The sequence below is a fragment of the Mogibacterium diversum genome, from assembly GCF_002998925.1.
Classification (GTDB): Bacteria; Bacillota; Clostridia; order Peptostreptococcales; family Anaerovoracaceae; genus Mogibacterium; species Mogibacterium diversum.
In genome coordinates this window covers 1,235,597-1,255,693 of the sequence record NZ_CP027228.1, presented here as the reverse complement: position 1 = coordinate 1,255,693, position 20,097 = coordinate 1,235,597, and the positions used below count along the sequence as shown (strand labels likewise).

The window sequence follows — 20,097 nt, the reverse complement described above, 5'->3', positions numbered from 1 at the left end:
AATGATTAAGTTGCAACATGTAAATAAGTTTTTCAATAAGCGTAAAGCTAATGAAATACATGTAATTAACGACACCTCTCTGGAGTTACCGGAGACCGGCATTGTAGCGCTACTCGGACCATCTGGATGTGGCAAGACGACGCTTTTAAATGCTATCGGAGGACTTGATAAGGTTAATTCGGGCAAGATATTTATCGATGATGCTTGCATATCCAAGATGAGAGCATCGAAGGTAGATTCGATACGTAATGCTAAGATAGGGTATATTTTCCAAAACTTTAACCTGCTCGACAGGATGACGGTATTCGAAAATGTCGCAATTGCGCTTAGAATGATTGGGATCAAAGATAAGCATGTAATCAAAGAACGTGTTAATTACTGCCTAAAGTCAGTAGGAATCTATCAGTTTAGAAACAAGACGACCGATGCGCTCTCAGGAGGACAAAGACAGCGCGTCGCAATCGCGCGTGCCATTGTCAAGAATCCGCGCATCATCATAGCCGATGAGCCGACTGGAAACCTCGATAGTGCGAACACAATCGAGGTCATGAATATCATCAAGACTATTTCGAGGGACAGACTAGTTCTGCTCGTAACACACGAGAAGAAAATAGCGGAGTTCTATTCATCGAGAATCATAGACATGAAGGATGGAAAGGTCGTCGGCGATAGAGAAAACGATACTGATAACTATCTTGATTATCAACTAGAGAATAAGATATATCTCAAGGATATGCCTAAACATGATGCATATGGCAACCAAGATATTCAGGTTGATGTTTATAGCGATGGGCTTTCTGAGGCTGGTATAAAGCTAGTCCTTAGAGCTGGTAATCTGTACGTAGATACAGGTGGTAAATATAACGTTGTGGACGAGAATTCCAATATCGAACTAATCGATGACCATTACTCGGCGATGGATTCCAGTATATACGAGAATAATCGCTTCGAGTATGACAAGTATCTGCCTGAAGGATATAAGGCTAGGTACACCTCGCTGTACTCGCCAATCAAGATGTTTACAAACGGGTTCAAGACAGTTGCGAAGTTCAACAGACTCAAGAAACTGTTGCTCATAGGATTTATGTTCGCTTCGATATTCACATTTGTAGCTGTAAGCAATGTGCTCGGAGCTCTGGATATCAAAGAAAAAGACTTTCTCACCACTAATGCGAACTATATAACTGTTAATAACACCAAGAAGGACCCAACACTCGCCGAAACGCTTCGGAACACCAAGGGGGTGAGAGCCGCGTTTACAGGCAATACGCAGGTGATGCTGAGGATGCCATTTACCGAATATCTGCAGAGCTCAAATTACGAGATGCAGTTTGGCGCGTCGATAACACCGATGAGTGTGCTCAAGGAAGAAGAGCTGTATAAGGGCAAGCTTCCGACTGACGATAGAGGCATTGTCATAGATAAACTGCTTGTGGACAAGATGTTCAAGTCGAGAGTTGTTCAGGAAGTCGGTATAATCAAGACATCCGATCTAATTGGTCGAAAAATCAAAGTGAAAAACCTCGGAGAATTCACGATAACAGGGATTTCGAATTTAAATTCACCATCTGCTTTCTTTGCAGACAGCTACTGCCAGGATGTGCTCATGTATAGCCAGTCAACTTCGACACTCGATGCACCTTCTAGCATGCCAATAGAAGATGCGAATGAAGGATCCAATCAAGACAGCGATAATCCAATCACAGATTATGCTTATGCACCTTCGTCAATCAAGATCAAGAAGGGCAAGGCGCCAGCGAATGATTACGAGGTTGTAGTGCGAGATACTCATGAAGAGGATATGCCACTTAACAAAGAGATTTCCGCAAACATAAACAATCATAAGCTCAAGGTAGTCGGATACTACACGACAGATTCACAAGATGACGATGCGTACTACACGACTAATCACACAATCCTGCTAGGATATATATCAAAGCAGAGAGTTGTATCCGTGTACTCGGATGAACCAGGTGTGCTTGCTGACAAACTTACTGAGCAGGGTTATTCGGTGCAAATCAACTATGACCGTGATAAGGAGAAGTATGAGCTTTCAGAAGCACAGAATATCAGAAGCACATTCACTGCAGCGGGGATTATCATCTTAGTTGCGCTAATAGAGCTCTTCTTGATGCTTAGGTCGTCATTCCTCTCTAGAATTAAGGAAGTTGGCACAATGAGAGCCATCGGGCTCAAGAAACGCGACATATATAAGATGTTCATAGGAGAGATTGCAGTAATCACGGCGATTACAGCTATTCCTGGTATAGCGGGCGCTTATTACGTGCTCAGCCATACAACAGCGCTACTTGGAGCGAAGTTCTATATTGCTCCTTGGGTAGCCGTACTGTCATTCCTTGTTCTCATGCTGTTTAACCTAATAGTTGGATTGATGCCGGTCTTCCAGACGATGCGCAAGACACCGGCAGCGATATTGGCAAGGGTGGATATCTAGACCACATAATCTACACAGTGTTTTTAAGGCTTATGGGTTGCTCCACCTTTTGAAAACTGCATGATTATGATATAATTTTAATAAAATTAACGCATTCGCCAAGTTGTGGACGCATCGGGTAACCGAGTGAAGGTTAGCGTTCGTGACTTGGCGAACATGCACTAAACTAAGCCGAGGAGGGCAATGATGGCTACCGATAAAGAGCATTCACTAGAAACTACGATGAGAAGCAATTTCATTCACAACATGATAGATGAGGATTTAGCGGAGGGTAAGTACCAAGAGGTGTATACGAGGTTTCCACCGGAACCTAACGGATATCTGCATATTGGACACGCTAAGTCCATTTGCCTTAACTTCGGAACGGCTAAGAAATATGGCGGGAAATGCAACCTCAGATACGATGATACCAATCCTGTAAAGGAGGATATGGAATACGTAAATTCAATTGAGGAGGATGTGCGTTGGCTCGGCTTCGAGTGGGATGAGAAGAGGTGGGCTTCTGATTACTTCGACACTATGTATGACGCTGCGGTTCAGCTCATCAAGAAGGGCAAGGCTTATGTCTGCGAGCTCACAGCTGAGCAGATGAAGGAGTACAGAGGAACTCTCACTGAACCTGGCAAGGAGAGTCCATATAGAAATCGAACAGCTCAGGAAAACCTAGCTCTATTTGAAGATATGAGAGCTGGGAAGTATGGTGACGGTGAGGCGGTGCTTCGTGCCAAGATTGATATGAGCTCACCTAATATAAATATGCGAGATCCTATTATATATAGAGTTGCACATGCTACTCACCACAACACCGGTGATAAATGGTGCATATATCCTATGTATGATTTCGCTCATCCGATTGAAGATGCGATTGAAGGGATTTCACATTCCATCTGTACGCTCGAGTTCGAGGATCATAGACCACTGTACGATTGGGTGCTTAATGAAGTTGGGTTTTGGAATCCACAGCCAAGACAGATTGAGTTCGCAAGGCTCAACATCACCAATATGCTTATGAGTAAGAGATATCTCAAGAAGCTCGTTGATGAAGGTACTGTTTCAGGATGGGATGATCCACGTATGCCTACAATTGCGGGCATTAGAAGACGTGGATATACACCAGAGGCAATCAGAAGCTTCTGCGATGATATCGGTGTAGCTAAGTCCAACTCGACAGTTGACTTTGCACAGCTCGAGACTAGCGTGCGTGATGATCTCCAGTTTAAGGTTGCTGCTCGTAATGTCGTAATGAATCCGATTAAGGTAGTGATTACAAACTATCCAGAAGGGCAGATTGAGACTTGCGAGGTTGAGAACAATAGAAATGTTCCTGAACTTGGAGAGAGAGAAATTCCGTTTGGTCGTGAACTATGGATAGACGGAGATGATTTCATGGAAGTGCCTGTCAAGAAGTATTTCAGGCTATTCCCTGGCAACGAGGTTAGACTTAAGGGCGGTTATTTTATCACGTGCAACGAGGTTGTTAAGAACGAAGATGGCTCCATCAAGGAACTGCTCTGCACTTACGATCCAGAGACTAAGAGTGGAACCGAAGGCGGAAATCGCAAGGTAAAGGGCACAATTCATTTCGTAGAGGCTTCTACAGCAGTGAAGATTAAGATACGAGAGTATCAGACACTCATGATTGAAGATGAGGAAGGCAATCTAGAGCTAAATCCTGATTCGCTACACGAGACCTGGGGCTATGCTGAACCATCAGTTTCTGATGTCAAAGCTGGCGAGAGATTTCAGTTCTTCCGCAAGGGGTATTATATTGCGGATAGCGAGCTAACGACTGATGACGAGAAGGTGTTTAACAGCATCGTAAGTCTCAAGAGCTCCTGGAAGAAATAGAGATTACTGTAAATGGGGTGGTGACCATAGATAGTTTATTTACATCCGTACTCACTTTTGTCGAGAATAATCCTATTTTCGCAAAATACATAACGACGGCATCAAGGTGGATTTTCGTAATTTTGGCAGTATACATTCTTATGAAGTCCATCATGTCGCTGCTCTCAACTAGGGTGACTCCAGAGGTCTGGGGCTACCTATCTGTTGAGGATGGTGTTACACTTCCAATCACTCATTGGGAGAACATTATCGGCAGATCGTCATCTGTTGACCTGCGTATTGAGCTTGATACGATTTCTAATACGCAGGCACTTTTGATTCGCCGTAAAGACGGAAAATGGATGTTTAAGGATTTGAATTCCAAGAATGGGACCATTATCAATGGTATCCAGCTCATTCCACGTAAGAAATACATAATTAATCCTGGTGACGAAATCACGATGGGCGGTGCAAAGTGCACGCTCGCTGCGATAAGTGTTGAAGAGGAAAAGAATAATGATGCTATGCGCTCGATGGACAAGAAACCTGTCTCGCCATGGCCACTTATGGTTGCTATCACCGCATTTCAGTTTCTGACGATGATACAGCTGATAATTGGCATGGGGACGAATCTCACTCCAGGGGCGCTTCTTTCAATTCCGCTACTTTCTGCTACTATGTGGATTTATGTGATTCTTTTTAGAGCCATGGGCAGCAAGGGTTTTGAAATGGAGATGATAGCTTTCTTCATGTCGACTATAGGACTAGCGGTCACGACTTCTGCCAACCCTGCGCTTACAATGAAGCAGTATATCGCAACGCTTGTCGGGATCTTCATCTTCATATTCATGTGCATATATATGCGAGATCTGAGGAGGACGGAGAAGATTAAGCCGGTGCTCGCTGTGCTCGCTATAGGGCTACTGCTGTTCAATGTAATATTCGGAACGACTAAATTCGGAGCTGCTAACTGGGTTACTGTCGGTGGCATCTCAATTCAGCCTTCTGAAATCGTCAAGCTCGCATTCATATGCATCGGTGCAGCAACCATGGAGAATCTCTTCAACAAGAAAAATCTCTATGGTTTCATGCTATTTTCCTTATTCTGCCTGGCTTGCCTTGCCAAGATGGGAGACTTCGGAGGTGCGCTTATCTTCTTCGTGACCTATCTGGTAATTTCGTTCCTAAGAAGTGGTGATTTTTCGAGGCTTATACTCACGATAGGGGCTGCCGGAATTATGGGCATACTTGTGCTCAGGTTTAAACCGTATATACTGAGCAGATTCAATGCCTGGGGGCATGTGTGGGAACCGGATTTTATCAACGGTATGGGATATCAGCAGACTAGAACCATGTCTTATGCATCTGGTGGAGGTCTCCTCGGCCTTGGTGCAGGTAATGGATCCTTAAAGACCGTTGCAGCCTCCAACACAGACCTTGTGTTTGGGTTTGTAACTGAAGAATGGGGGCTCATAATATCAATTCTGCTCGTTCTGTGTATCATTACCCTCTCGCTGTTTGCGGTAAATTCAATCGTAGCAGGAAGATCAGCGTTTTACACGATAGCAGCATGCGGTGCTGCGACGATGATGATCTTTCAGACCATGCTAAATATATTTGGAGCGGTAGACCTGTTTCCGCTAACTGGAGTTACCTTCCCGTTCGTCTCTACGGGCGGTACTAGTGCGATGTGTTCATGGGCAATGCTAGCCTACTTTAAGGCTGCGGATATGCGTAAGGATGCAAGCCTTGCGATTAAGAGGAGACCGTGATGGGTGCGAAGACAAAAGGAGGTAGCATATGCGGAAACTAGAGCGTAGAGCGAACATCTGTCTGCTACTCGCCGCGGCGCTATTCATAGGAATATTGATTTTTACATGGAGGTTCGTAACAAAGGGACAAGATTGGGCGAGCTTCTATGGAAATAGGCAGATATATACTAATGGTGAAGTCAACCGCGGCACTATCTATGACAGAAATGGCGTGATGCTGCTTAACTGCACAAAGGATGGACTCGTGTATCCTTCTGATGCTTCACTTAGAAAGGCAACTGTACATGCGGTTGGAGATCCAAAGGGCAATATTGCGACAGGTGCAATCAACGTATTTAGACCGCAGCTCATAGGGTATGACCTGCTAAACGGGACCTATGATACCACTAAGGACGGAAGCAAAATCAATTTGACCATAGATGCAAAGGCTAATTTAGCTGCGTACAAGGCGCTAGGTAATCGTCAGGGGATGGTCGGAGTATACAACTATAAAACCGGAGAGATAATGGCCATGGTATGCACGCCATCTGTTGATCCTAAAGGGTCACTTCCGACGAATTCCAGTTCATCTGAATATTTCAATACATTCCTATCGGGAAGGCTCACGCCGGGTTCGACATTTAAGACAGTAACCGCTGCGGCGGCAATTGATAATGTCGATGATATAGATGATTTCAGCTTTAACTGTACTGGTGTTACGTATGTAAATGGGTCACCGATAAAGTGCACGGAGCGACATGGACATGTTGACTTCGAGATGGCGCTCGCAAAGTCTTGTAACGGTGCATTTGGAGAAATCACTCGTAAGGTTGGCGCAAGTGCCATGAAGGATTACGTCAAGAAGATTGGGCTGACAAACTCACTCGATATAAACGGAATTAAGACAGCAAAGGGGACATTCGTTTTTCCAAAGGATGACCCAGTTAAACTTAGTTGGGCGGGAATCGGGCAGGCAGATGATCTCGTAAATCCTGCCTCGATGATGGTCTACATGGGAGCAATTGCCAATGGCGGCAAAGCTATAAATCCTTATATAATAGGTTCATCTAATTTCCTTAAAAAGGTTACTGGCGGTGATTCATTAGGTAATTACCTAAGCAGTGGCACCGCAGGTAAGATGAAGAGCATGATGAAAAATGACGTTAAGGTTACATATGGAGAGAGTAATTTCCGAGGGCTCGACATCTATGCAAAGTCTGGAACAGCAGAGACGGGGAGCGGAACACCTGATGCGTGGTTTGTTGGATTTATAGATGATGCAGATCATCCATATGCTTTCGTAGTATGGGTGAAAAACGGTGGCACAGGCTATAAGGTTGCAGGACCTGTGGCTTACAAGACTTTGCTTGCGCTAGTGCAGAACAACTAGGATGCTGATGGTGCAGATCAGATGATGTATTTTATAGCTACAATGCATATAATCCCGTTTATGCATCTCTGATCGATAAATGAAGAAAGGGAGCTATCACATAGCAGTGATAGCTCCCTTTTTAGTCTTTTTCAGCAAAGTTAAATTAAAGATAATATTTTTCAAAGATCCATCGATAGTACAATTCTTAACCTCGGGCAGTTGCAGTCTCAATAGCCTGAGCTTCGTCAACTACATACGAACCCTCTCTTCTCTTGAAGAAGCGCAGAACCACATATAGTAGTACGAGACCTACCGCGAGTGCAACCCATGGCGATTCCATGATGCCAGCAATTACATAACATACAGCCGATACAGCAAGAACGGTCATAGCATAAGGTAGCTGAGTCTCAACGTGGCTGAGGTGTCTAACAGCTGCACCTGCAGATGACATGATAGTCGTATCGGAGATTGGCGAGCAGTGGTCACCACAAACTCCACCAGCCATGCAGGAAGATATGAGCACAATCATCATATCAGGTCTATTCGCAGTTACTGCAAGTGCTATAGGGATGAGTATTCCGAATGTTCCCCACGACGTGCCAGACGCAAAACCTAGAGCACAAGATACGAGGAAGAACATCGCAGGTATTATCATGATTAATCCGCCAGGAATCTTATCCATCATATTGGCAACGAATTGCGCTAGACCTAGAGAATCGGTCATAGTTTTTAGAGTCCATGCCATTGTCAGAACGAGAATTGGTGAAACCATGGATTTGAATCCCTCTGGAACACATTCCATAAGCTCCGAGAAAGGAACGACTCTTCTAATCATGTAGTAGACAACTGTAATAACAAGTGAAACAACACTTCCGAGCACTAGAGACGTGGATGCATCACAACCTGCAAATGCAGTTACAAATGATTTGCCCCTCCAGAATCCTCCAGTATATAGCATGCCAGTGATGCAAGAGATGATGAGAATTATTACTGGGAACATCAAATCCATCACTATTCCTTTATGTACTGTCTCGGCAGCACTGTCATTCTTCAATGCTGCAGTATCTTGCACTGTAAATAGGTCGCCGTTTTCTACGGCATTTTTCTCATAAGCTGCCATTTTTCCATAGTCGAAGTTCATAGTTATAATCATGAACATCATGGCGATGGTGAGAAGTGCGTAGAAGTTGTAAGGGATAGCCTGAATAAATATGCTTAGACCATTTTTTCCCTCTACAAAACCGCTTACAGCTGCAGCCCAAGATGAAATAGGAGCTAAAATGCAGACTGGCGCTGCAGTTGCATCTATTAAATATGCGAGCTTAGCTCTCGATATGTTGTATTTGTCAGTGAGTGGCTTCATAACACTACCAACAGTTAGACAGTTGAAGTAGTCGTCTACGAAAATGAGAATTCCTAGAGTAACGGTCGAGTACTGTGCGCCACGGCGAGTTTTTATCCTCTGAGCTGCCCAATTTCCGAAAGCAGCGGAACCGCCGGATAGATTCATCATAGCTACGAGCATACCGAGTATAACTAGGAATACTAGGATCCCTACATTTCCCGCTGAAGACAGTGATGAAACGAATCCATCTATCATCACATGATTCATGAATTTAGGGAAATTCATTCCAGAATATACAAGTCCACCTGCAAGAATTCCGATGAACAGCGAGCTGTATACTTCTTTTGTTATGAGTGCTAGTCCGATAGCGACGATAGGCGGTAGAACAGCCCATATCGTTGCATACATTGCTGGCTTACTGTCAGCAGCCATTGCTACAATCGGCACAGCCGCTATGAAGAGTGCGGTAAGCCCGAACACGTACATAATTCTGCTTTTGTTAATGCGTATCATTTTAAAACCTCCGTATAAATAAAATAGCCATGAATAACGTCTGAAACGTATCCATGGTTCGTACGTAAGCAATGCAAAATACACATTAGCTATATACCATTGATAGCGCTCCACATTTTACGATGTGACAGTTCGGCGCATATTCTGCACCGGCCCAGAAAATATCATTGGGGTGATATTCCCTTCGGCGGATTTCCCTTTCCCTAGCAGCAGCTTCCCACGCTGTAGCTGTCAGGTACTCTTGAGCTCCGCGACCTCTATCGAGTCAGTCTTATTCAAAAGCTGTTTATATCTTAATACTAACTTTGGTTTAAAGTCAAGGAAAAATCCAAAAATATTAACTTTCTTTGTGAAATCACACAACAATAGCAGGGAGAATAAACATATAAGTTTTATGATTTTGTATTTCGTATTATTGTGCACATTTCTACAGTACACCCCTTCAGACCCCTTCGGCAGTTTAAAACACAGTGATAAGTGATATAATTCAGTTAGAGGGTAGCTTCATGATTTCTGTAATATCAATATTCTCCTGCATTTTTAAATGTTTTAATGTATGTGTGATACATAAGTGGGCAATTGGCATGATACATGTGTAGAGGAGTGTTAATCTGCCAACTTTGATAAAAAAAGGCATAGAAATGCATGGTAAGAACTAGAAATATAACAAGAAACTGAGGAGAAGAAGGTTAATGAATAAAGCATTCACATCAGATGAGTTTATAAATTTAATAACAGATAGAGATAAATCTGAGAGGCTCCTAGTAGAAGAGAGTATCATCAAGGATACATATCTCGAAGGATTTGACATGACAAATATCACGTTTAAGCTCTGCAGCTTTGAGAACTGCAACCTTAGAGGTGCAGACTTCAGCGGATCCAGCATATCGGGCACACTCTTTCGAGAGTGCCCGATGCACGGATGCAGGTTCGTAGGTTCCGATATGACCGAAGCCATCTTCCGCGATATCGACCTCTCGGACAGCGACCTAAGCGGAGCGAATCTATATGCCGCAGTCCTCGAGGGCGCCAATCTCGATGGCATAATCGTAGACGAAAATACCAAATGGTACAGGATGGTGCCTCCGGAGGAAGGTGCATTTATAGCATGGAAATGCTGCTCTGAGCTCAGAGTAGTTCAGCTCCTAGTTCCAAGAGAGGCACGGCGAGTCTCGGCTACGCGGGAAACCTGCAGATGCGACAAGGCCAAGGTGCTATCAATTAAGAGCATAGATGAGACTATCAGCTACGACTGGGCTCAGTCCACAGTCGATCCAGATTTCTATTATGAACGAGGAAAATGGGTAGAGCCAGCTAACGGATTCGAGCCAGATCGGTGGAAGGATTCATCACGAGGAATACATTTTTTTATGGAAAGAGAACAGTGCATAGCATATCAAACTGTATAATTTGTAAACGGATATTATCCGCTAAATTATTTTCAGCTAAAATGTAAAATTCTTACAAAAATATAATCATAGTCGCATAAATAAAGGCTAAACAAACAAAAATTGTAGTATGACCACATATAATTTTGTCAAAAAGCTACAAAATAGCAAAAAAATAGCAAAAAGACATTGTTTGACGAGCAATATATTCATTTGTATAATTCAATTATATTTATGACAAGTTTAATGCGGTTAAACTTAAGGAGGTAAGTAGATGAAAGTAATTATGTCGGGCAACGAAGCTATTGCTCGCGGCGCATATGAAGGTGGCTGCCAGTTTGCTTCGGCTTATCCCGGTACTCCAAGCACCGAGATCCTCGAGAACATGCCTCAGTACAAGGATGATGTGTACTCAGAGTGGGCTCCTAACGAGAAGGTAGCTGCAGAAGCTGCTATCGGTGCATCAATTGCAGGTGTTAGATCGTTCTGCGCTATGAAGCACGTAGGTGTTAACGTTGCAGCAGACCCTATCTTCACAATCGCATATACTGGAGTTACAGGTGGATTTGTTATCGTATCCGCTGACGACCCAGGTCAGCACAGCTCACAGAATGAGCAGGACAACAGAAACTACGCAAAGGCAGCAAGACTGCTCATGCTAGAACCTTCCAACTCTCAGGAGTGTAAGGATTACATGAAGATGGCATTCGGTCTTTCCGAGAGATTCGATGCTCCAGTTCTTTTCCATGTAACAACTAGAGTCTGTCACTCAAAGGGAATCGTAGAACTCGGCGATAGAGAAGAGCACGAGTACGTTCCTTACAAGAAGCAGATTGAAAAGTACGTTTCCGCACCAGCTAATGCTAAGAAGATGAGAGTTAATCTCGAGACTAAGCTAGCTAACATGGAAGCTTATGCAAATGAAATAGAGATCAACCAGCCTGAATGGCATTCGACTAAGATCGGTGTTGTTACATCTGGTATTTCTTATCAGTATGCTAAGGAAACATTTGGCGAGGATGCTTCATACCTCAAGCTAGGAATGACATTCCCTCTACCTACAGACCTAATCAAGGATTTCTGCAGCAAGGTAGATAAGGTATATGTAATCGAAGAGATGGACCCATATCTACAGGAGTTCCTCGAGATTCACGGAATTGAGTGCATTGGAAATCAGCAGATTCCAAAGTTCGATGAGCTCAACACAGATATCGTAAGAGAGGCGCTCACAGGAGTTAAGCCAGAGTCTTATGAGTCAGACCTACAGTCTGTTGTACGTCCTCCAACGCTATGTGCAGGATGTCCTCACAGAGGATTCTTCCAGGCAATCAAGAAGAAGAAGGGTCTCATGATCAACGGAGACATCGGTTGCTATACACTCGGAGCAAACGCTCCTCTTAGCGCACTTGATACAGCTATTTGTATGGGAGCTTCCCTATCTATGGCTCACGGTGCTGCACAGGCTTACAAGGTTGCAGGTGCAAAGACTAAGGCAGTAGGTGTACTTGGAGACTCCACATTCTTCCACAGCGGTATCACAAGTTTGATGGATGCTGTATACAACCAGAGTGATAGCATCAGCGTTATCCTCGACAACAGAATCACTGGTATGACTGGTCACCAGGAGAACCCTGGAACAGGATTTACACTCATGGGTAAGCCAGCACCAGAGGTTGATATTCCAGCTCTAGTTAAGGCAGTAGGAATCAAGGAAGAGAACATTTACACAGTAAATCCTCTACACCTTGACGAAGTTGATAAGGTCCTCGACGCTTGCATCGCTAGCGAAGAGCCAACAGTTATCATTACAAGATGGCCATGCGTACTCAAGAAGTTCAGCCAGCAGGATCTTGACGAGTTCAAGGGACTACACCAGACTCAGTGCCACATCATTCAGGATAAGTGCAGAAACTGTAAGGCTTGCGTAAGAACAGGTTGCCCAGCTCTCATGTCTTCAAAGGATGATGTTGTTATCGATGTTAATAGCTGCGTAGGCTGTACAGTCTGCAAGCAGGTATGCCCATTTGATGCTATTGAGGAGGTGCAGAGATAATGAGTGATGTTAAGAATATTCTCCTCGTAGGAGTAGGTGGACAGGGAACAATCCTTGCAAGTAAGATTCTTACGAGCGGCCTAATGGAAGCTGGTTACGATGTTAAGATGAGTGAGATTCACGGTATGTCACAGCGTGGCGGAAGTGTAAGCACTCAGGTAAGATACGGTAAAGAAGTTCTTTCCCCAATCGTAGGAAAGGGTTCTGCAGACGTAATCGTAGCATTTGAGAGAATGGAAGCCCTAAGATGGCTCGAGTACCTCAAGGTAGGCGGCAAGATGGTAGTTAACGACTTCAAAATCAACCCTGCTCCAGTAAACCTAGGTAAGGCAGAGTATCCAGATGATATCATCGAGGATCTAAAGTCAAAGTGCCAGGTAACTGCTGTTAAGGCTGGAGAAATCGCTACAGACCTTGGAAATGCTAAGGCTATGAACGTAGTACTCCTCGGAGCGCTCGTTAAGGCTATAGGCTCTCTAGACGATGTAGATTGGGATGTTCAGATTGAGAAGAACGTAAAGCCTAAGTTCGTTGAGCTCAACAAGAAGGCATTCAAGGCAGGATACGATCTATAATGCATCCACCGCTAATCGTTCAAATATTGATTAGCTGCTTTGATGGATGTTTAATAAGATGATTAAGGAGAGGGGAGACCTTCTCCTTTTTTACTAAATCTGTTAAAAAGCTCATGAATTATAGCGGTAATGGTATATATAACTAATGTAATAAGCTGCCTTTATGCTATAATATAGGAGCTTAAGGAAATAACTAGTCCACGGCAGACATACAAAGTAATTGTTATGTTATTTAAGGAGGTAATGTATGTTAAGGAATTTTGCAGAAATGGCAGAAATGGTTAGAAGTAATCCTGTCAAGAAGAGAATTGTCCTAGCTTGCGCTCACGACGAGCACTCTCTAGAGGCTGTAAATGAGGCAGTTAAGGAAGGCATCGTTGAGGCAGTTCTCGTTGGTAAGGAGGATATGATTAGAGAGATTATTAAAGAACATGGTCTAGCTCTAGAAGATGCAACAATCTACAATGCAGATGACGACGTTGAAATCGCTAAGATTGCTGTAAGACTTATCAACGAAGGCAAGGGCGACTTCCTTATGAAGGGTAAGATGCAGACATCTGATCTTCTCAAGCAGGTTGTAAATAAAGAAACTGGTCTCAACATGGGCAAGGTAATGTCTCACGTAGGACTATTCGAAGTTCCTAACTACCACAAGCTAGTGGTTCTGACAGACGGAGGAATGCTCCTTCACCCAACACTAGAACAGAAGGCTCAGATTGTTGAGAATGCAGTTGGAGCTCTTAACAACATGGGATATGAGAACCCTAAGGTTGCAGCACTTTGTGCAGCTGAAAAGCTTAACGAGAAAGCGCCTGAGTCAGTAGACGCAGCAGCTCTTAAGGAAATGAACGAGAAGGGCGAAATAAAGGACTGCGTAATAGAGGGACCAATCTCTTACGACATCGCACTAAGCAAGGAAATAGCTGATTTCAAGGGGTTCGAGAGCCCAGTAGCAGGTGATGCGGACGTTCTACTCGTTCCAGATATGGCTGCAGGAAACTTCATCGGAAAGTCTTGGGTAATCCAGGGCGGCGGTAGAATGACAGGTCTTGTCGTTGGTGCAAAGGCTCCAATCGTACTCACTTCACGTGGTTCCGGTGCTGACGAGAAGTTCTATTCAATCGTATTCGCAGCTGCAGCATCAAAGTAAGGTTTCTATTAGATGTTCGAACAATTTAAGGACAAGTTAGTATGTGACTATAGCACTCGAAATGGCGGGGTGAGCACGGGGTGTTATGACTCGATGAATCTGAGTCTGACGACAGATGATGCCCTTGCAAATATCCTCGAAAATTACAAGCTATGGTGCGGTTCGCTTGGGATTGACACGCGGCAGCTCGTCATGCTTCACCAGACGCATAGTAGCGAGGTAATCCGCGTAGATGAAGAGAACTGCGGTGAAGGACTGTATAAGCCAAGGCGGGCAGGTGTAGATGGGATGGTGACAAATTCTAAGGGTGTCGCACTAATTACGTCGCATGCGGACTGTGCGCCAATCTATATCTATGATCCTGTTAACGAGGCTATAGGACTTAGTCATGCGGGATGGAGAGGAACAACTCTCGAAATTGCAAGACGTACAGTGGAAAAGATGAAGGAAGAGTTCGATTCAAATCCTGCTGAGTTATACGCTGCAATTGGTCCGTGCATTTCAATGAAAAACTTCGAGTGCGGTGAAGATGTAATATCAGCGATTTCGAATATGAGTGTAAAGGATATTCCTGGAGCATATACGTATAATCCAGAACGAGGCAAGTTCTATGTCTCACTGCCGATAGTCAATAAGGCTGTTCTTATGAGTACTGGCATTCCCGAATCACAGATAGAGATTGACGGTAGATGCACGTTTGCCGAGAGAAAAAAGTACTTCTCTCACAGAAGAGATGGACTCAAACGAGGCGGACAGATGGCGGTGCTGATGCTTAAGTAGAATGTCTGATATGTTGGTAACATTGCAAAACCGATTGATGTAAAAACAAATAGAACAGAAGTGCCTTGCGGCACAGAAATAAAAAAGCTTGGGGTATCACCCAAGCTTTTTGCTTCTGGTTGTAGCTACCTCAAGCTTTTCGTCTATATATGAATATATAGATATAATCCATCGAGCATATCGAAATGAATGTCATACTGAATACTGAAAGAGCCATGTCAGATGCTCAATAAGTAAGTGAAGATAATCATTCATAATTCGTGTCTCAATTAGATATAGGCTTGAATCAATCAAAATTACTTAATATTGAGAATCTTCTTTTCGCCTCTTTTTCTGTACTCATGAAGCTCAGCTGTCGCCGTTAGCAGAACATCTGTAGATGAGTTCAGTGCAGTCTCGCAAGAGTCCTGAATTACTCCGCAGATAAATCCAACACCAACAACCTGCATTGAAATGTCCGCAGGTAGCCCGAACAGTGAGCATGCCAGTGGAATCAGCAGCAGTGAGCCTCCTGCAACTCCGGAAGCGCCAGCTGCACTAATTGCAGTCAAGAATATCAGCAAGATTGCAGAAGGGATATCAACCTTTACACCCATAGTATTACAAGCGGCTAATGACATGACTGCGATGGTAACAGCTGCACCAGCCATATTTATGGTTGCTCCTAGTGGAATTGAAATCGGATATGTGTTCACATCTAGACCAAGGTCTTCGCAGAGCTCTAAATTAACTGGAATATTAGCCGCAGAGCTTCGCGTAAAGAATGCCGTAATACCACTATTGCTTAAGCACTTGAATACAAGTGGGTAAGGGTTCTGGTGCGATGCCAAAAATACGATAAGCGGATTAACAACAAGAGCTATAAACACCATAGTTCCAACGAGGAGTAGAATAAGTGATGCGTATTTTGCAAGTGCTCCTATTCCGCTAGTAGAAATGGAGTTAAATACTAGCCCCATTACGCCGATAGGCGCAAACTGGATGATCCAACGAACACACTTAGTAATCGCATCAGATAAATCTGATAAAAGATCCTTAGTAGAGTCAGATGCCGACCTTAGTGCGACACCGATTATAATCGCCCATGCGAGAACGCCGAGGAAGTTTGTATTAACAATTGCGTTGATCGGGTTGTCGATGGCATTTAGAAGGACCGTCTTAAGAACTGATATGATATTGTCAGGTGCAGCAACCTTTTCAGCAGACTTTGCAAGAATAAGAGTCTGTGGGAATAAGAAGCTGGCAACGACAGCACAGAGTCCTGCGGAAAGTGTTCCAACAATATATAGGACAATAACTGTAGACATATTAGTTTTCGTTCCGGATTTATGCTGGGCGATAGCAGCCATTACAAGGATAAATACCATCAGAGGAGCGATTGCTTTGAGTGCCCCAACGAATAGGTCGCCAAATAATGTTAAAAATGCGAGTTGCTTCGGTGCGATAACGGCAAGCGAAATGCCGATAACAAGACCGATGATGATTTGTACAATCAAGCTTAGTTTGTTCCAAGCTCTAAAAATGGATTTCATATAGAACCCCCTCAATTAAATAAAATATTTCGCAACGATATTTATACTATAAATAGCTACGTGGTGCAATTAAAACAATTTTATGACAAATATTTTGTGATAAGGAACAGTCTTGAAATGAGCCAACCTGAAAACGAGTTATGTATAGCTATAAAGGTTCATTGCGGCAAAATAGCGAGTGTGATAAACTTAATAGGTTAGAAATGATTAGGAGGTGCTAGATGAGATTATTAGCTATGATTTCTAGTGCAATAATGGTAATAGTAGGTACGTTCTGTGTTGCCAATTCAACAGCAGCATTTACATCGGTTGCATTTGTTGTAGGTAGCGCGCTGCTTATCATGGGAATATTAGAACTCGTCGTGTTCAGAAATGTTGGATATGAAGAGAACATGATAACAAAGACGTACGTTGTTCAGGCAGTAATCTCTGCATTTTTAGGAGTAATGTTCTTGTCTGGACAGGTGAGTGAGGACGTAGCTGTAACAGCAATCTTTGCTATGATGCTCATGACCAGCGGACTAGCAGCTGACTTTAGTATAAATATCGATATTAAGACAAACTCTTTAAGTGAGAAAAGGACTTTTATCCTCGGTACAGCCATGACATTGCTCGGCGCCTACATGTTCTTCAACAAGAGTGTGCTAAATTTGCACGTGATGCTGCTTATTGGGATTGCGGCCATTCTTATTGGAATAGATAGATTTAGAATCGGTATGAGCTTAGACTATAACAAGCCAGAGTTCTTAAGTAAAAATGAAGAGAAGTTAGAAAGAGCAAAGAGAGAAGAAAAGAGGAATACAAGGATAGCTATTGAGGCTACACGTAGATCTAGAGAGCAGCGCAACAAAATTAAGCAGCTTGAAGAGGAAATCTCTAAAGAAAGATCAAGACGCGAGAGCATAGCTGGAGCAAGAAGAAATAAGAAATAAGAAATAAGAAACAAGAAATAGGAAGTAAAATTTATAGTGCCAAGTGCCAAGTGCCAAGTGCCAAGTGCCAAGTGCCAAGTGCCAAGTACCAAGTGCCAAGTACCAAGAAGCACTAACGCAACTGACGGAAATGGGCAGTCAAAGTTTGATAAAACTATAAAGTCTACAGAAAGAAAACTGTAGAACCGTACATATTGGAAATAATAGAAAAAACAAAGGTGTGGAGAGATTCCGCGCCTTTTTACTTTTTTACGCGAAAAAACCAACAAAGAAAAGACAAAAATACATACATATAGGTAAATGCGTAAATGAGGGCGGTATATATAGAATAAAATGTGTAGCACAGATTAAAGCTATAAAAATCAACAGTACATATATAGGTGAAATATAGATAAGTAATACATATATATAGATATGAAAATATGAAATAGATAAAAATAAAATATGTAGTAATTTAAAGTGCAAAAATCTATTGACCAATAGTGTTATATTTTCTATAATAACAACACTCGTTGCTTTAATTATGTGACGAGTGAGCGGGCCAGGGCGTGGCAAGCAAGAAATCTTAAAAAAGATGAAAAAAGTGCTTGACGAGTCCAAAATGGTGCGCTATAATGATTAAGCTGTCGCGAGAGAGCGGGCAACAAAAATCGCTCAAACGCAGTCAGCAGAACCATGACAACTTCATAGTGTAGAAACTGGTCAAGAGATCGACACGGTGAAAACCGGAGATTAGATCTCAAGATCGTATAAGAGACAAACGATGTACAATATGTCGTATGTCCCTGTACAATTCAAACACAAACAACAATGATTCGGAAATAACGAGTCGAGACGCGATAAGCGTCATCCATTAACAGGATTTGGACGAATCGAAAGATTCTTCAGATAACATTTATTAAGAGTTTGATCCTGGCTCAGGATGAACGCTGGCGGCGTGCCTAATACATGCAAGTCGAGCGAGATGTTAGCGCATGAACCTTCGGGGGATTATGCTAACGGACAGCGGCGGACGGGTGAGTAACGCGTAGGCAACCTGCCCCTGACAGAGGGATAGCCATTGGAAACGATGATTAAAACCTCATGACACCGTAGAAGCACATGCTTCATCGGTCAAAGATTTATCGGTCAGGGATGGGCCTGCGTCTGATTAACTAGTTGGTGAGGTAACGGCTCACCAAGGTGACGATCAGTAGCCGACCTGAGAGGGTGATCGGCCACATTGGAACTGAGACACGGTCCAAACTTCTACGGAAGGCAGCAGTAGGGAATCTTGCACAATGGGCGAAAGCCTGATGCAGCAACGCCGCGTGAAGGATGAAGGCCTTCGGGTTGTAAACTTCTGTTCTAAGGGAAGAAACAAATGACGGTACCTTAGGAGCAAGCCCCGGCTAACTACGTGCCAGCAGCCGCGGTAATACGTAGGGGGCAAGCGTTATCCGGAATTATTGGGCGTAAAGAGTGCGTAGGTGGTTACCTAAGCGCAAGGTTTAATTTAGAGGCTCAACCTCTACTTGCCTTGCGAACTGGGCTACTTGAGTGCAGGAGGGGAAAGCGGAATTCCTAGTGTAGCGGTGAAATGCGTAGATATTAGGAGGAACACCAGCGGCGAAGGCGGCTTTCTGGACTGTAACTGACACTGAGGCACGAAAGCGTGGGTAGCAAACAGGATTAGATACCCTGGTAGTCCACGCCGTAAACGATGAGCACTAGGTGTTGGGCCCGTTAGGGCTCAGTGCCGCAGTTAACGCAATAAGTGCTCCGCCTGGGGAGTACGCTCGCAAGAGTAAAACTCAAAGGAATTGACGGGGACCCGCACAAGCAGCGGAGCATGTGGTTTAATTCGAAGCAACGCGAAGAACCTTACCAGGGCTTGACATCCTGCTGACAGGACCTTAACCGGTCCCTTCTTCGGACAGCAGAGACAGGTGGTGCATGGTTGTCGTCAGCTCGTGTCGTGAGATGTTGGGTTAAGTCCCGCAACGAGCGCAACCCTTGTCGCTAGTTACTAACATTCAGTTGAGGACTCTAGCGAGACTGCCGAGGTCAACTCGGAGGAAGGTGGGGATGACGTCAAATCATCATGCCCCTTATGTTCTGGGCTACACACGTGCTACAATGGTCGGTACAATGAGAGGCAATACTGTGAAGTGGAGCAAATCACCAAAACCGATCCCAGTTCGGATTGTAGGCTGCAACTCGCCTACATGAAGTTGGAGTTGCTAGTAATCGCAGATCAGAATGCTGCGGTGAATGCGTTCCCGGGTCTTGTACACACCGCCCGTCACACCATGGAAGTTGGGGGTGCCCAAAGTCGGTTAATTAATCTATCGCCTAAGGCAAAACCAATGACTGGGGTGAAGTCGTAACAAGGTAGCCGTTCGAGAACGAGCGGCTGGATCACCTCCTTTCTAAGGAGACCTA

At 43.8% G+C, this 20,097-nt stretch carries 12 protein-coding genes, 1 rRNA gene and 1 riboswitch; of the genes, 11 read left to right on the top strand and 2 right to left on the bottom strand.

Translation table 11 applies throughout. The features are described from left to right. Position 1 precedes the first annotated feature (1 nt). From C5Q96_RS05845 to C5Q96_RS05830, 4 genes are all read left to right on the top strand, one after another. Complete coding sequence (locus tag C5Q96_RS05845) at positions 2–2,455, top strand: ABC transporter ATP-binding protein/permease (protein WP_106057463.1); 2,454 nt, start codon at positions 2–4, stop codon at positions 2,453–2,455. 186 nt (positions 2,456–2,641) lie between these two features. Further along, positions 2,642–4,303, top strand: coding sequence for a glutamine--tRNA ligase/YqeY domain fusion protein (locus tag C5Q96_RS05840; protein WP_106057462.1), 1,662 nt, complete (start codon positions 2,642–2,644; stop codon positions 4,301–4,303). Positions 4,304–4,425: 122 nt separating this feature from the next. Continuing rightward, on the top strand, positions 4,426–6,054 hold the full coding sequence (locus C5Q96_RS05835) for an FtsW/RodA/SpoVE family cell cycle protein (RefSeq protein ID WP_245905552.1): 1,629 nt from the start codon (positions 4,426–4,428) through the stop codon (positions 6,052–6,054). Positions 6,055–6,082: 28 nt separating this feature from the next. Next, positions 6,083–7,423 carry a penicillin-binding transpeptidase domain-containing protein gene (locus tag C5Q96_RS05830; protein ID WP_106057460.1) on the top strand — a complete coding sequence of 447 codons (1,341 nt, stop codon included), beginning with the start codon at positions 6,083–6,085 and terminating at the stop codon, positions 7,421–7,423. 187 nt (positions 7,424–7,610) lie between these two features. On the opposite strand, the gene C5Q96_RS05825 is transcribed toward C5Q96_RS05830, so the two are convergent. After that, positions 7,611–9,263, bottom strand: a complete 1,653-nt coding sequence (locus C5Q96_RS05825; protein WP_106057459.1) for a Na+/H+ antiporter NhaC family protein — start codon at positions 9,261–9,263, stop codon at positions 7,611–7,613. 95 nt (positions 9,264–9,358) lie between these two features. Further along, positions 9,359–9,531, bottom strand: a riboswitch (Lysine riboswitch). A 424-nt stretch (positions 9,532–9,955) separates the two neighbouring features. Here C5Q96_RS05825 and C5Q96_RS05820 point away from each other — a divergent pair. From C5Q96_RS05820 to pgeF, 5 genes are all read left to right on the top strand, one after another. Further along, positions 9,956–10,672: a pentapeptide repeat-containing protein gene (locus C5Q96_RS05820; protein ID WP_106057458.1), complete on the top strand. Its 717-nt coding sequence runs from the start codon at positions 9,956–9,958 to the stop codon at positions 10,670–10,672. Between the two features lie 253 nt (positions 10,673–10,925). Next, positions 10,926–12,704 carry an indolepyruvate ferredoxin oxidoreductase subunit alpha gene (gene iorA / locus C5Q96_RS05815; protein ID WP_106057457.1) on the top strand — a complete coding sequence of 593 codons (1,779 nt, stop codon included), beginning with the start codon at positions 10,926–10,928 and terminating at the stop codon, positions 12,702–12,704. Continuing rightward, complete coding sequence (locus C5Q96_RS05810) at positions 12,704–13,279, top strand: indolepyruvate oxidoreductase subunit beta (protein ID WP_106057456.1); 576 nt, start codon at positions 12,704–12,706, stop codon at positions 13,277–13,279. The genes iorA and C5Q96_RS05810 overlap by 1 nt, the downstream gene beginning before the upstream one ends. Before the next feature lie 247 nt (positions 13,280–13,526). Beyond that, positions 13,527–14,429, top strand: a complete 903-nt coding sequence (locus tag C5Q96_RS05805; protein WP_106057455.1) for a phosphate acyltransferase — start codon at positions 13,527–13,529, stop codon at positions 14,427–14,429. Between the two features lie 12 nt (positions 14,430–14,441). Further along, complete coding sequence (pgeF, locus tag C5Q96_RS05800) at positions 14,442–15,209, top strand: peptidoglycan editing factor PgeF (protein ID WP_106057454.1); 768 nt, start codon at positions 14,442–14,444, stop codon at positions 15,207–15,209. A 296-nt stretch (positions 15,210–15,505) separates the two neighbouring features. On the opposite strand, the gene sstT is transcribed toward pgeF, so the two are convergent. Then, complete coding sequence (gene sstT / locus C5Q96_RS05795) at positions 15,506–16,741, bottom strand: serine/threonine transporter SstT (protein WP_106057453.1); 1,236 nt, start codon at positions 16,739–16,741, stop codon at positions 15,506–15,508. Between the two features lie 221 nt (positions 16,742–16,962). Between sstT and C5Q96_RS05790 the strand changes: the two genes are divergently transcribed. Together C5Q96_RS05790 and C5Q96_RS05785 are read left to right on the top strand one after the other, a co-directional pair. Further along, on the top strand, positions 16,963–17,673 hold the full coding sequence (locus tag C5Q96_RS05790) for a DUF308 domain-containing protein (RefSeq protein WP_106057452.1): 711 nt from the start codon (positions 16,963–16,965) through the stop codon (positions 17,671–17,673). Positions 17,674–18,567: 894 nt separating this feature from the next. Further along, positions 18,568–20,084 (top strand): 16S ribosomal RNA (locus tag C5Q96_RS05785). The last annotated feature ends 13 nt before the right edge of the window (positions 20,085–20,097 follow it).

Excerpts from the sequence above, each read along its gene's own strand:
- C5Q96_RS05845 (WP_106057463.1), top strand. The coding sequence starts at position 2 with ATGATTAAGTTGCAACATGTAAATAAGTTTTTCAATAAGCGTAAAGCT.
- C5Q96_RS05840 (WP_106057462.1), top strand. The coding sequence starts at position 2,642 with ATGGCTACCGATAAAGAGCATTCACTAGAAACTACGATGAGAAGCAAT.
- C5Q96_RS05830 (WP_106057460.1), top strand. The coding sequence starts at position 6,083 with ATGCGGAAACTAGAGCGTAGAGCGAACATCTGTCTGCTACTCGCCGCG.
- C5Q96_RS05825 (WP_106057459.1), bottom strand. The coding sequence starts at position 9,263 with ATGATACGCATTAACAAAAGCAGAATTATGTACGTGTTCGGGCTTACC.
- C5Q96_RS05820 (WP_106057458.1), top strand. The coding sequence starts at position 9,956 with ATGAATAAAGCATTCACATCAGATGAGTTTATAAATTTAATAACAGAT.
- iorA (WP_106057457.1), top strand. The coding sequence starts at position 10,926 with ATGAAAGTAATTATGTCGGGCAACGAAGCTATTGCTCGCGGCGCATAT.
- C5Q96_RS05810 (WP_106057456.1), top strand. The coding sequence starts at position 12,704 with ATGAGTGATGTTAAGAATATTCTCCTCGTAGGAGTAGGTGGACAGGGA.
- C5Q96_RS05805 (WP_106057455.1), top strand. The coding sequence starts at position 13,527 with ATGTTAAGGAATTTTGCAGAAATGGCAGAAATGGTTAGAAGTAATCCT.
- pgeF (WP_106057454.1), top strand. The coding sequence starts at position 14,442 with ATGTTCGAACAATTTAAGGACAAGTTAGTATGTGACTATAGCACTCGA.
- sstT (WP_106057453.1), bottom strand. The coding sequence starts at position 16,741 with ATGAAATCCATTTTTAGAGCTTGGAACAAACTAAGCTTGATTGTACAA.
- C5Q96_RS05790 (WP_106057452.1), top strand. The coding sequence starts at position 16,963 with ATGAGATTATTAGCTATGATTTCTAGTGCAATAATGGTAATAGTAGGT.